The sequence below is a fragment of the Thermodesulfatator atlanticus DSM 21156 genome, from assembly GCF_000421585.1.
GTDB classification, from domain to species: domain Bacteria; phylum Desulfobacterota; class Thermodesulfobacteria; order Thermodesulfobacteriales; family Thermodesulfatatoraceae; genus Thermodesulfatator; species Thermodesulfatator atlanticus.
This window is the reverse complement of sequence record NZ_ATXH01000027.1, coordinates 1-12,558: the sequence shown is the minus strand read 5'-3', so window position 1 is coordinate 12,558 and position 12,558 is coordinate 1. Positions and strand designations below refer to the sequence as shown.

Annotated in this window: 12 protein-coding genes; 5 read left to right on the top strand and 7 right to left on the bottom strand. The window is 44.4% G+C overall.

What is annotated here, in order from left to right:
- Window positions 1-39: 39 nt before the first annotated feature.
- Genes H528_RS0109920 through H528_RS0109905 form a run of 4 tightly spaced genes read left to right on the top strand, consistent with a single transcriptional unit; the run spans window position 40 to window position 2,979 of the window.
- Entirely contained in the window at window positions 40-966 is a 927-nt protein-coding gene (locus H528_RS0109920) for a SurA N-terminal domain-containing protein (protein WP_022854161.1), read from the top strand.
- A complete protein-coding gene (locus H528_RS0109915) occupies window positions 966-1,490 on the top strand; it encodes a helix-turn-helix domain-containing protein (RefSeq protein ID WP_022854160.1) in 525 nt (174 codons plus the stop codon). Before H528_RS0109920 ends, H528_RS0109915 begins: the two co-directional genes overlap by 1 nt.
- Window positions 1,487-2,272: a DNA repair protein RecO gene (gene recO, locus H528_RS0109910; RefSeq protein ID WP_022854159.1), complete on the top strand. Its 786-nt coding sequence runs from the start codon at window positions 1,487-1,489 to the stop codon at window positions 2,270-2,272. Before H528_RS0109915 ends, recO begins: the two co-directional genes overlap by 4 nt.
- A gap of 14 nt (window positions 2,273-2,286) precedes the next feature.
- Complete coding sequence (locus tag H528_RS0109905; protein ID WP_022854158.1) at window positions 2,287-2,979, top strand: LOG family protein; 693 nt, start codon at window positions 2,287-2,289, stop codon at window positions 2,977-2,979.
- Here H528_RS0109905 and H528_RS0109900 read toward each other — a convergent pair.
- On the bottom strand, window positions 2,976-5,252 hold the full coding sequence (locus H528_RS0109900; RefSeq protein WP_022854157.1) for a hydrogenase iron-sulfur subunit: 2,277 nt from the start codon (window positions 5,250-5,252) through the stop codon (window positions 2,976-2,978). The two genes, H528_RS0109905 and H528_RS0109900, sit on opposite strands and share 4 nt — an antisense overlap.
- A gap of 112 nt (window positions 5,253-5,364) precedes the next feature.
- Window positions 5,365-6,753 (bottom strand): HDOD domain-containing protein, encoded by a 1,389-nt coding sequence (locus H528_RS0109895; protein ID WP_028845897.1) that lies wholly within the window; start codon window positions 6,751-6,753, stop codon window positions 5,365-5,367.
- A 171-nt stretch (window positions 6,754-6,924) separates the two neighbouring features.
- Between H528_RS0109895 and H528_RS0109890 the strand changes: the two genes are divergently transcribed.
- Window positions 6,925-7,383: a phosphatidylglycerophosphatase A family protein gene (locus H528_RS0109890; protein WP_028845896.1), complete on the top strand. Its 459-nt coding sequence runs from the start codon at window positions 6,925-6,927 to the stop codon at window positions 7,381-7,383.
- Here H528_RS0109890 and H528_RS0109885 read toward each other — a convergent pair.
- The 5 genes from H528_RS0109885 to H528_RS0109865 are packed head-to-tail and all read right to left on the bottom strand — an operon-like array spanning window position 7,361 to window position 12,244.
- On the bottom strand, window positions 7,361-7,768 hold the full coding sequence (locus H528_RS0109885; RefSeq protein ID WP_022854154.1) for a 2-thiouracil desulfurase family protein: 408 nt from the start codon (window positions 7,766-7,768) through the stop codon (window positions 7,361-7,363). The two genes, H528_RS0109890 and H528_RS0109885, sit on opposite strands and share 23 nt — an antisense overlap.
- 1 nt (window position 7,769) lies before the next feature.
- A complete protein-coding gene (gene purM / locus H528_RS0109880) occupies window positions 7,770-8,819 on the bottom strand; it encodes a phosphoribosylformylglycinamidine cyclo-ligase (protein ID WP_022854153.1) in 1,050 nt (349 codons plus the stop codon).
- Complete coding sequence (locus H528_RS0109875; protein WP_022854152.1) at window positions 8,809-9,552, bottom strand: GltB/FmdC/FwdC-like GXGXG domain-containing protein; 744 nt, start codon at window positions 9,550-9,552, stop codon at window positions 8,809-8,811. Before H528_RS0109875 ends, purM begins: the two co-directional genes overlap by 11 nt.
- 10 nt (window positions 9,553-9,562) lie before the next feature.
- A complete protein-coding gene (locus H528_RS0109870; protein ID WP_022854151.1) occupies window positions 9,563-10,759 on the bottom strand; it encodes a class II glutamine amidotransferase in 1,197 nt (398 codons plus the stop codon).
- 3 nt (window positions 10,760-10,762) lie between these two features.
- Complete coding sequence (locus H528_RS0109865) at window positions 10,763-12,244, bottom strand: glutamate synthase-related protein (protein ID WP_051132503.1); 1,482 nt, start codon at window positions 12,242-12,244, stop codon at window positions 10,763-10,765.
- Window positions 12,245-12,558 lie beyond the last annotated feature (314 nt).

The following is a 12,558-nucleotide window of genomic DNA, read 5'->3' as shown; positions in this document are numbered from 1 at the left end:
CCGCTAGCTTTAGGCACAATTGGTTCCTTCGGAGGCAAAATGAAAAAGATTTTTTTAGTTTTGTTCATTTGCGGAATATTTTTTGTCAAAATCAGCCAGGCAAAGATTGTTGACCGTATAGTGGCTGTGGTTAATGATGACGTTATCACGCTTTCTGAGCTAGATCAGGCGGCTGCTCCGCTTTTTAAGCAATATCTTCAAGGCGTAAAAGATCCAATCCAACGAGAACAAATAAAACAAGAAATCCGCAAAAAAGTATTAAAGCAGCTTATAGATGAAAAACTCATTGAACAAGAAATTGAAAAACGAGGAATCAAGGCCTCTGACGAAGAAATTAAAACGTTTATCGAACATTTTAAACAACAAAATGGCTTAGATGACAAAGAGTTGCGCAAGCTTTTAGCGTCACAGGGACTAACTTTCGATGAATATCGAAAGCAGGTTGCCAAGCAGATCAAGCGCATAAAGCTTGTACAGAGCAGGATCCAGCAAATAGTTGTTACCCCAGAAGAAATCGAGCGCTACTACCGCAAACACTATCTCTCGGAACAAAAGACCAAATACGAACTGGCAGCCATTATCACCAACGGAAAAGACGCTGAAAAGAGGATCCAAAAGGCTTATCAAGAACTTTTAGCAGGTAAACACTTCGCCCAAGTGGCTGAAAAATATTCTGATATTCCGGAAAGTGGTAAAGGGTTGGGATCGTTTTCCTTGGATGAACTTGCCCCTCAGGTGCGAAAAACTCTTGCTGGCTTAAAACCAGGAGCATTTAGCAAACCGATTAAAGTAGGAAATAGTTGGCAAATTTTTAGAATTATAAATGTCAAAAAAGAGGGCACAAAAGCCTTGACAGAAGTAAAAAAAGAAATTGAAAATAAGCTTCGACAAGAAAAAATTGATCAAGCACTCAATAACTGGCTTAAAGAACTAAGAGAACAAGCTTACATAAGGATCTTACTTTAATGACTGAAGAAAGAGAAAAGACCGGATTCGGGGAATTCTTAAGACATCAGCGTGAAATAAGAGGCTTTACCCTGAAAGACATTTCTGCCCAGACTAAGATTGGCATAAGGGCTCTTGAGGCCTTAGAGGCAGAAAACTGGGAAATCCTTCCTGCTGAAATATACATCAAAGGTTTTATCAGAAACTATTGTGAGACCATCGGTCTTGATCCTAACGAAGCCCTTTTGCGTTTTGAAGAGGCTTACGCCCCTTATCGCCGCCATAAGGAAGAAAAAGTGCGCGAAGAGGCTGCTTACGTTGAACCCAAAAAGTTTCCCTGGGTTTGGATTATCGGTGTAGTGGTACTTATAGCTGTTGTCATTGCTGGATACTACTTTTTTACCAAAAAAGAACAAAAATCCCCGGAAACATTACCCCAAATAGAAGAAATTCCCTTAAAGAAAGAAGCTCTTCCTGAAACGGGGTTGATTTTTCCTGAGCAAAAACCATCAGAAACTAAAACTTTGCCCTCTGAGAAATCTTGAATTTCATAGCTACCGCCTTAGTTTTAAACGCCCAAACTGTTGCGGAAAAAGACGTCTTTCTTTCCTTTCTAACCGCTGAGAAAGGCCGCTTAGCAGCTATAGCTAAAGGGGCACGCAAAAGCCGCAAACGCTTTGTCAACACTCTTGAGCCTTTTACCCTTATCAAGGCCCACTTGCGTGGAGGGAAAAGACACCTTGCGCCCTTTCTTGATCAAGCAGATCTTATCGAACCCTTTGAGCCCCTTCGTCTAGATTATGGTGCCTTTTTTCAGGCGTCTTATTTGGGAGAACTTTTGGAAACATTTTTTAAGCCCGGGGCAGGAAAAAACTTTTTCCCTTTTGCCTGTGAAGCCATCTCTTGTCTGGCAGAAAAAAAGGCCCCCTGGTCCCTGTTAAAATTGAATTTTGAACTAGCCCTGTTAAGGGAAAGCGGCTTCAGCCCCCATTTAGGAACCCATTGCTTGCAATGTGGCAAAATCTTGCAGGAAGAAGTTTATTTCTCCTTTGAAGAAGGCGGGGTCCTCTGCAGGGCCTGTGCCCATGAAAACGACTATCTTCTCTGGCCTAGCACTCTTGCCTTTTTACGCCATATAAGCAAACTGAAACCTTCAAGGTTAAAATGCTTAAGGCCGTATGCCGAAAACATTAATCAAGCAGGTAAACTCATAGAACGATTTTTGTTACGCGTTGCTGATTGTGAGATTCATTCTTTACGAATCCTGAAAGACATGTATAACGAAACATCCGAAAGGGATCCGTTCATATCTTCCCGAAACGAATAAAAAGGAGGCTGGCATTGAAAGGTATTGATGACAAACAATACGTCTTAAACGGCTTGGCAGCTAAAGAATCCTGGCGACTTTTTAAGATAATGGCCGAGTTTGTAGAAGGCTTTGAAGAGCTTCCCAAAGTATATCCAGCCATAACAGTGTTTGGCTCAAACAGGGTGAGGCCTGGACATCCCTATTATCAAAAGGCTGAAGAAATTGCCCGGCTCCTAGCCAAAGAAGGCTTCTCGGTTATCACCGGAGGTGGCCCAGGCATCATGGAAGCTGCTAACAAAGGAGCAGCAGAAGCGGGTGCTTACTCTGTAGGGCTAAACATTCGCTTGCCTCGCGAACAACAGGCAAACCCTTACGCCAATATAAAACTCGAATTTCGCTATTTCTTTGTGAGAAAAGTCATGATGGCTAAATACGCCGTAGGCCTTATGTGTCTTCCAGGCGGGTTTGGCACACTTGATGAGTTTTTTGAGATCGTGACTTTAGTGCAAACCCACAAAATTAGGCCTGTACCCATTGTTCTCGTTGAAAGCAAATTCTGGGAAGGCCTGGTGGATTGGATGAAAAAAAGGCTTCTTCACGAGGGCATGATCTCCAAAGAAGACCTTGATTTATTCACGGTTTTAGACGACCCCCGTGAAATAGCAAAATTTTTTAAAGAAACCGCCCGTGGCTACAAACTTCTTTCGCGCCTTGAATCAACTTAAGGCTGATTTTGGGATATTTCCTGGTGCATAGAACGTAATACTTTAGCCAGCTTGGGCCACATGGTAACACCTATATGCTCCCATCTGGCGATTTTGTTGACTCCGGCATCCTTAAAAAGCTTGTTCAAAAGTTTAAAACGCCGGGTTTCCATATCATTTCCCCAGATATGATGACAATTTTTAGGCGGGCACCCTGCCACCAAAACCGCATCGGCTAAATCCCGCATCAGAATTTCCACAGCTACTTCGGGGTTAAAAGAAGCTGAACAGCGAATGCGAATACTGCGAAAGCTCTCAGGAAGTTTCTGCCCATAAACCCCCATAAGGTCTCCTGCGGCATATGAACACCAATAACAAAGAAACGCTAGAATTCTTGGGGTATCTTTGCCAGCGTTTTTAAAGGCCACTTCAGCCATCTTGAGAAGCTGATAGTCCTCAAGATTTAACAATCTTATGGCTTTTGAGCCACAAGTGGCATAGCACAGGCCACAGCCCTTACAAAAAGAAGCTTCTATCTTGGCTCCAGTATCTGAAAAAGAAATGGCCCCGTGAGGGCAGGCAGCCACACACATGCCGCAGCGTGAGCATTTTTCTTCGTCCACCACCGAAACGTATTTTTGCTCTTTGTCGCCCAGGGCTTTATAAATTTTAAGGGCCGCGGCTTCACCGGATTCCACACTTTCCTGCACATCTTTAAAGCCCTTGGCACATCCCACGGCAAAGACTCTTTCCACATAAGTTTCAAGGGGGTTAATAACCCTTGGCTGAAACTCATAGGGGAAACCAAACTGGTCAAGCTCCACCCCAAACATCTTGGCAAGCCTTGCACCAGAGGGCACAAGGGGCTCTGCAAGCACTACCAAATCAGCTTCAAATTCGCCGTTAGAGGTAACAACTTTGAGCCAACCTTCTTCGCCTGGCTCGATTTTGGAAACTTCTGTTTCTAAAAAGCCCACGCCTTTTTCTTCCGCTTCCCGACGAAAGGCCTCAAAAGCCCGCCCACAAGTGCGCAGGCTTTTGTAATAAACGTTTACTTCAGTCCCCAAGTAGGCCATGGAAAGCCTGACTGCGTGTTTCATGGCCGCAAGACAACAGAGCCTTGAACAATAGCCCACCTGATCTTTCTGGCAGAGGACAAAGGCTATGCTGATGGGAGGTTTTCCTGAAAACTTATTGGCCCAGAGCCTCTCAAACTCAAGCATGGTGACCACATTAGGCAGGTGATAAGAAAGGTTTTCAAAGACTGACATATCGTAAGAAGAAAAACCCGTGGCAAGGGCTACCGCGCCAAACTCTTCGGTTATTACTTCTGCCTGAGCATCAAGAGCAATGGCTCCTGTAGGGCAAACCTCTACGCATTTGCCGCATTTGGTACAATAATCCATCAAAAGATTATACGTGTCAGGGAGAGCCAAAGGAAAATCTTTGTCAATAGCCTTGCGCTTTTTAAGCCCAAGGTCAAAGGCATTCGGGACTTCCTCAGGGCAAACCTCAGCACACTTCCCGCAAGAGACACACTTGGCAGGGTCAACGTAAAGGGGATCTTTTGTTATGGTTACCTGAAAATTCGGCCCGTTCTTTTTAACGTCGGTTATTTTGGAAGAAAGTAACAGTTCGATTTTGTCCCGCAAAAGGGTTTCTCGCCCTATGACAGGGCCTATACACTCGCTGGTACATACCGAAGGATAGCCCTCAGATTGCCAAAGCAAGGGAATTTCACAGGCATGCCCCCCAAGATAAGGCTTTTGTTCCAGAAGGGTTACGTCAACACCAAGATCTGCAAGGCTTTTGGCACAGCTTTGCCCAGAAACACCACCCCCGACTACCAAAACTTTTTTCTTGATACTTTGGGTTTGGTGCGCAGGGAGATTGGTCAATACTTTTTCATAGGCCATCTGGAGAAGATCAAGGGCCTTAGCGGTAGTAGCAGCATAATCATCATGCACCATAGCACACTGTTCTTTGAGGTTAACGACTTCAGCAAAGCCTTGATCTATCCCAAGATAGCTCAATAGTTTTTGCAGGCGGTTTTCATCGAAAAGCAAAGAAGAGCGTTCAGAGCACCCCGCAAAAATTAAATGACTAAACGAATTTTTATACGAAGCGAGTTTTTCTTCGGGACTTTTGCAAAAATCAGAAAAATTAAAAACTTCTTCTACCTGAGGAAGGTTTTGGGCGTATGACTTAAGTTTTTTGAAATCGATTTTTTCTTCAAGTAGTCCGCCACAATCACAAAGCACTACGGCAATTTTTTTGTTATTGTGATCAGCCATTTTCCTCCCTCCACAAAAGGTAGCTACTATTTCGCTATACGCTTCTCAATTTTATTTGTCAACTGTTTCTCAATTAAAGGAAATTTTTCGCAAGGGGGAAATTCTTAGAGATTTATGTTTGGGAAAGAGATTTATCGATGGCTAAGGAGATAAGGTTGCGCAAAATGTTTAATTTTCCTTTTTCATCATTTGAAAAGGGCTCATTGCGAAAGGCAAGAATCATCCCTAATGGCTTGTTGCGAATATAAACAGGAGAAAACAAAACATCTCTGTCTTTAAATGTTGCAATATGCCAAAGCTCTGGCACAGCGTCCACGCGGCTTGTCCATTCTACTTTCTTGGCAAAGATCTCTTTCAAAACCTCTCCGGCGAAAAAGCACTTGCCTCTTAACAAATTTTTTGTTTTGCCGACTCCAAATCTCAAAGAGATTTTATTTTCTCCAGGATTGTACACTCCGAAAAAAACCGCCTCGGTTTCCATTACCCTTTTTATGGTTTCAATTACCATGAAGATAACTTTTTGATATTCGTTATGGCTGGCTAAATAGCTAGTGATTTCAGACAAGGCCTGCTGGAAAAGTTCTTCCCGGGAGAGGTTTTTTATGTCCTCAGAAGGGCTTTCCTCAAAAGCTTTGTTCTCTCTGGATAACAAGAAATCTTCAAATGGCTTGTATAGTTCCACGCCGGCTTTGACGGCATCTTCAAAAGATTTTTTAAGAACTTCTTCTTCCAGATCAACTTTTAAGTCTTTTTTAAGTTCTTCCATTGCCAGAGAAAACTTCTTACCTTTAAGCAAATTTTCAGTCACAAAAGTAATTTTTTCTACAAGATAAGCAGGGTGTCCTTTTTCTGAAGATTTAGGTGAACCTTCTAGGGTTTCTTTTAGCGCAGAAGGCAGGGACCATTCTCGACTCAAACGAACTCCCAACCAATAAAGCTTTTCCCTTACTAAAGAGGGATTGCTTTTTTCTATTTGCTCAACCGTCTCATAAACTTTGGGAAAATGTAGCGCCAACAATAAACGCATCAGGCGATGGAAAAGAAACTGTACAAAAAGTTCCTCAGAGGCCAAATTAATAAAAGAGGCCACACGATTTCCGAAAAAAGCCACCAGAAAACTCTGACTCAAAAGCCTTAATACCTGATGTCTATTCTCAGGGGAGATATTTTTCACCACTTCTTCAAGATAGCTAGATACCAAAACAATCTCTTTAACCGTGTCTAAGCCCAAGAAAAGAAGCGCTCTTGAAACAGTTACAATTTCTGTTCCTGAAGGGTTATGGAAACAGGAATTGGCAAGCTGGATAACTTTTTTGGTGAGTCCGTAGTCTTTCAAAATGTATGAGGCTAGTTCTTGGAATGAAATTTCATCTTCAGGATCAAGAGTTTCTAAAAGACTTAAAACTTCACGGGTACACGGCAAATCTTTATCTTTTAGTTCCTGACAGATTTCTTTCCAGTTAATTTTTTTGGTATAGTCATTTTCTGGTGCTATCATCATGCTAAGGCTGAAGTTTTAGCTAACAAAGTCATCGCGAGAATGATTGTAAAACCGACAAAGCAATTTCATAAAATTGCTTAGCTCGCATGACATTTGAAATATCATTTTGCTCCTAGTAACAATTTTTATCGGCTGTTTGTAAATATTCTTGACCTGTTTAATGGAAAAAACTTGGAAAAAGAAAAGTTAGCTCGCATAATTGCAACAGGTGGCGGTTTAGGGTTCCTTCCCAAAGCCCCTGGCACTTGGGGGGCCATAGGAGCAGTAGCTTTCTACGCTTTGTTTGGGCCATATCTGAACGCGTTATTACAAAGTTTAATTGCCATAGTTTTAATACTTTCTGGAATTTGGGCTTCAGAAATTTATGCCCAAAAAAAAGACAAAGACCCCCAAGAAGTAGTCATTGATGAAATAGCAGGACAATGGCTTACTTTGGTTTCTTTCAACATCTCTCCTCTTAATCTTATCCTAGGGTTCTTTTTTTTCAGGTTATTTGACATTTGGAAGCCCCTTCCCATAAAGCTCGGGGAAAAACTTCCAGGTGGGATCGGCATTATGATGGACGATATCCTGGCAGGTATTGCGGCCAATTTGTGCTTGAGATTTATTAATCAATTTCTTCTAAGCTAAGCCCTTCAAGAATTAACCTGGCCGCTGCGACTCCTACCACCGGGGTTAACCCACAAGAAGGACTTCGCGCCTTAACCAGGGCTTTTTCAGCATGGTAAAGCTTAGCAAGCTTGGCCGCTTCTTCTGCTCCTTTGATAAAGGCCTGCGTTACATCTTCTCCGTGACAGGTGATGACCTTTGCTTTCTTCCCCAGCACCGCAAACCCATCCCCTCCCGAAAGCTCAGCAGGAGGCCTCGGTGTTTTAAGCCCTCCAAGTTGCTCAGGACAAAAAGGAATCAAAATGTGGTTTTTCAAAAGCCCTTGGATAAAAGGCGAAGGCTTGGAAGTGCCATCGTAGCGGGTACATAACCCAATGAGACAAGCTGAAACCAAAATAGTAGGCATTTTAAATCAAAATAACAGGAGGTTCATTCTCATGACGGGCTTCTATATGGCCGATCTCATAAACTTGCTCCTGAAGGCCTTTTAAAATGAGTTTGACATCCTGGACTTTTTCTGGAGAGACGATAAGTATCATTCCTATGCCACAATTAAAAGTTTGAAACATCTCTTCTTCAGGGATTTTCCCTGCTTCTTGGAGAAATTTAAAAACAGCAGGCATTTCCCAGGCATCTTTTTTGATCACTGCCTTACAACCACGGGGTAAAACCCTGGGAATGTTATCAAAAAAGCCTCCGCCGGTAATGTGAGCAAGGCCTTTTAGTTGGTATCCCTGGCGCAGAAGTCCTGTTATTGCTTTTACGTAAATTCTCGTGGGCTTAAGAAGCTCCTCGCCAAGGGGAACATCAAGACCTTCTGGTTTGTCATCAAGCGAAAGACCAAGCTCTTCGAAGATAATTTTTCTTACAAGCGAAAAACCATTGCTATGAAGGCCATTTGAAGCAAGGCCCAAAACAATATCATCTACGGAAATTTCTGAGCCATCAATGATAGCGTCTCTTTCTACCACACCTACAGTAAAACCAACGCAATCGTATTCTCCCTCAGCATACATTCCAGGCATCTCAGCGGTTTCACCGCCAATAAGGGCGCAATCGGCTTCTTTGCATCCCTGGGTAATGCCTTCAATAAGCTCAAGGGCGATATTTTCGTCTATTTTGCCAAAAGCCAGGTAATCCAGGAAAAATAGCGGGGCAGCCCCGGTAACAATGATATCGTTCACGCACATGGCGACGAGATCAATGCCAATGCCCTTATGCTTGCCTGCCATGGCTGCCACTTTTATCTTCGTACCCACACCATCGGTCGCGGAAACCAAAACCGGCCGTTGATAGCGCTCAACATCAAGGGCAAAAAGCCCCGCAAAACCACCAATCTGGGTTAAAACTCCTTTACGAAAGGTGGAAGAGGCCAGATTCTTGATCTTGGCCACTAAACGATCAGCAGCCTCGATATTAACACCTGCTTCTGCATATCTTTTGGCTTTAGTAGGCATACATTTTCCCATAAGGACGATGTGTTTTAGGCCTTATCTTATAGAATTTTTCTGACATAATTTCATCAAAGTTGAAACTTAAATCCTGGGCATATTCTTTAAGGATTTCTGCTAATATCTTTTCATCTCTTTCGTCTATTTCTTCAATCTTTAAAACCGGGCTGAGTTGTGTTTCAGAAATGCCACCGCGTACGTAGATTGTGCCCCCATGCATTCCCGTGCCGAGGAAAATTCCCGCAGGCTGGCGTTCCGGATAACGCGAGTTCATAGCCAGCAGGACAATGATACCCCCAGCCATGTATTCCCCGAGGAAATCCCCAGCTTTACCACCAATAACCAGAACGGGGATTTTATCCATATAGGCCTTCATGTGAATGCCTACGCGATAACCAACATCTGAAGCCACAAAGACTTTTCCCCCGCGCATGGCATAACCTACTACATCACCAGCCATGCCTTCGATGATGATCTTTCCATCGTCCATGGTATTGCCGGCGCCGTCCTGGGTGTTCCCATGAACCCTGATACGGGGTCCCCTCATAAAAGCTCCAAGATCAAGCCCTGGAACGCCATACACGTCAATATCTACTTCAGCGGAAACTCCCGCGGCTAGATAGCGCTGGCCATTTACATTTTTTATAACCAGGTGTTTTTCTCCCTGAGAAATAGCTTTACGGATAAGCTGGTTTAATTCCCGGTAGTGCAAATCTTTAGCATCTATCTCATAAGCCATACCTTTCTCCTTAATCCTCTTCTTCGTCTTCTAGAGAGAGAGGCATACGACATATCGGCGCTGAAATCTTTAAAGGCTCTCCGCGTAAATAACTCCGTTGATTAGGGATCACGTTTGGCTCAAGCTCAACGATTACAGGTTCTCCGGCCTTGGGGCACCAGACCTCATCGGGATCCGGACAAATAGAGCGGATAGCTGCTTCTTCGCTGGCCATGTAGTAAAAATCGCCCTTTTTAGCAGCCACTAGAGGTCTTAGTTTGACCCGGTCATTTAATCCAACAAGACCGCCATTGTAAGCAAAAAGAATAGCGAAGGGGCCATTTAACATGGCACCACCATACACCGCCCTTATTGCAGTACAGACGCTTCTCTCTGGTTCCTCCATTCGGTCTATTTCTTGCCAAAAAGGAGGCGCAAGGGCCATACAAGCAAGCTCAATGGGCAGGGTATGCCGTCTGATAAGCAAATCTAGGAGGTAGGCCACTACCTCGGTGTCTGTAAGCAGGGTGCAATGATAACCAAACATTTCAAGATAGCGACGGTTAGTTCCATAGCTTGAAATTTCACCGTTGTGAACAATAGACCAGTCTAGAATAGTGAAGGGATGGGCCCCACCCCACCAGCCCGGGGTATTAGTGGGGAAGCGATTATGCGCCGTCCAAATATAAGCAGAATACTCTTCAAGTCTAAAAAATTCTGCTATTTGGTCGGGAAATCCTACGCCTTTAAAGGCCCCCATGTTACGCCCAGAGGAGATAATGTAGGCACCGTCGATCTCGCGGTTAATTTTCATTACCAGGTTTACCATGTAGTCGTCTTCGTCAGGGGTGCCTTCACATATCTCTCGGATATCTCCCTCATAGCGAGGCTTAACAAAATAGCGATAAAATCTTGGTGGCGAAACAATACCTGGAACAGGCCTGGTAGGTATCTTTTCCTGATGAGCAAGGTAGCATTTACGGGCGAGTATTTCTTCAACTTCTTTTAGGGCGTGCTTGCTGTCAGCCATAACATGTAGGCAATAGTGGTCTGCAAACTCGGGGTAGATGCCGTAAGCAGCATAACCTGCGCCAAGACCGTTGCCCCGTTCCATTTGGCAACAAATGGATTCAATAATGACCTCGCCCTTAATTAGCTCGCCTTTGCGGTTTATTACACCGGATAACCCGCAGCCTGAAATTTCTTTGTTAGGGATAAATATTTCCATATGCTATTCTCCCGCGTGTTTTACACCCAGGATTCTGAGTTCCACCTCGTTTAAACCAACAGCCCGCAGTTTATCGCGGTTGCCCCGTAAGCTTTCTATGGAGTTAAGCCCCATGGCTCCGAGGAGTTCCTGGATTTCGTGGGCCCAGCCATGGACCAGGTTGTATATTTTTTCGTAAGCGGTCTCAGGATCAAGGCGCTTGATAAGCTCGGGGTTATTGGTGGCGATTCCCCAGGGACATTTGCCCGTAAAGCAGCGCCCACACATGGTACACCCTACGGCAATAAGTGCCGGTGTGCCGATATAAACAGCATCTGCCCCCAAAGCAATGGCTTTTACCACATCTGCACTACAGCGGATACCTCCTGAAACCACCAAAGAAGCCTGATTGCGAATTCCTTCCTGACGCAGCCTTTCATCAACCGCAGCCAGTGCAAGCTCAATGGGAATACCCACGTAATCGCGAAACATGGTAGGGGCAGCCCCTGTGCCACCACGTAGGCCATCAAGGACAACCACATCCGCACCAGCACGCACAATGCCAGAAGCAATGGCAGGGGCGTTATGCACCGCGGCAATCTTGACAAAGACTAGCTTTTTGTATTCGGTAGCTTCTTTTAGGGCGTAAATAAGACCTCGCAAATCTTCAATGGAATAAATGTCGTGGTGCGGGGCAGGGGAAATAGCATCAGAACCAACGGGAATCATGCGCGTTTTAGATATTTCATCGGTCACCTTTTCACCAGGCAAGTGCCCTCCTATGCCTGGTTTTGCCCCTTGGCCAATTTTAATTTCAATAGCTACCCCGGCATTTAAATAATCCACGTGTAGCCCGAAACGGCCAGAAGCACATTGGACAATGGTATTTGAGCCATATTCGTAAAGGGAAGCATGGAGACCTCCCTCTCCGGTATTGTATAACGTGCCAAGATCTTTAGCCGCCCGTGCTAGACCTTGGTGCACGTGAAGGCTGATAGCACCATAAGACATAGCTGCGAACATGATAGGGACTTCGAGTTTGATCCACGGGCCGAGCTTGTGCTTCAAGTGGTACTGGTCATTTTCAAGGACAACTTCTACCTTATCAGGCTTAGGCCCCAAGTAAGTACGAAGCTCCATTGGCTCCCGCAAGGGATCGATAGGGGGATTGGTTACCTGACAGGCATCAAGAACCAGGTGATCCCAATAATTACGGAAAGGAACCGCACAACCTGTTGCAGCTAGAAGGACTCCACCTGTGTCTGCTTGCTTGTAAACATTTTTGATGAACCATGGTTTCCAAGTATCGTGCTCCCTGAATTGGGTGGGATGGCGCTTGATAAGGATGGCGCCGGTAGGGCAGGTGGCCTCGCAGCGATGGCACCCTACACATTTACTGTGATCTTCTGTTAGGGTTTCGCGCTTTTCATCCCAACCATGTGCGCCGTAAGTACACTCACGGATACAAAGCTTACATTTGGTACATTTATCCCAATCGCGCTCAATGTAGAAGTCAGGATAAAATTTGCTGAATTGAACTTTTTTCCTTGCGGGCTTTTTTTGTTCTTTAGGCTTATCTTTTTGGGGGTTCACTTCGTCCTCCCAATACTCAGTGTGTTGGCAAACTTACAAAAATAATGTGGAAAATTCAAGTTCTTACGCCAATTTCTTTACCAGATAATGACGTTTCCGCTACATATGGTCCACAAAAATTTGAACCTATTTTTGCCTGTCCCTATTAACAAACTTTTAAAGGAATCAGCGAATTTATCGAAGAAACTTTCCGTCGCCTGCGCTTAAGCCCAAGCTTCTCCCTTAGC

Excerpts from the sequence above, each read along its gene's own strand:
- H528_RS0109920 (WP_022854161.1), top strand. The coding sequence starts at position 40 with ATGAAAAAGATTTTTTTAGTTTTGTTCATTTGCGGAATATTTTTTGTC.
- H528_RS0109915 (WP_022854160.1), top strand. The coding sequence starts at position 966 with ATGACTGAAGAAAGAGAAAAGACCGGATTCGGGGAATTCTTAAGACAT.
- H528_RS0109900 (WP_022854157.1), bottom strand. The coding sequence starts at position 5,252 with ATGGCTGATCACAATAACAAAAAAATTGCCGTAGTGCTTTGTGATTGT.
- H528_RS0109895 (WP_028845897.1), bottom strand. The coding sequence starts at position 6,753 with ATGATGATAGCACCAGAAAATGACTATACCAAAAAAATTAACTGGAAA.
- H528_RS0109885 (WP_022854154.1), bottom strand. The coding sequence starts at position 7,768 with ATGCCTACTATTTTGGTTTCAGCTTGTCTCATTGGGTTATGTACCCGC.
- purM (WP_022854153.1), bottom strand. The coding sequence starts at position 8,819 with ATGCCTACTAAAGCCAAAAGATATGCAGAAGCAGGTGTTAATATCGAG.
- H528_RS0109875 (WP_022854152.1), bottom strand. The coding sequence starts at position 9,552 with ATGGCTTATGAGATAGATGCTAAAGATTTGCACTACCGGGAATTAAAC.
- H528_RS0109870 (WP_022854151.1), bottom strand. The coding sequence starts at position 10,759 with ATGGAAATATTTATCCCTAACAAAGAAATTTCAGGCTGCGGGTTATCC.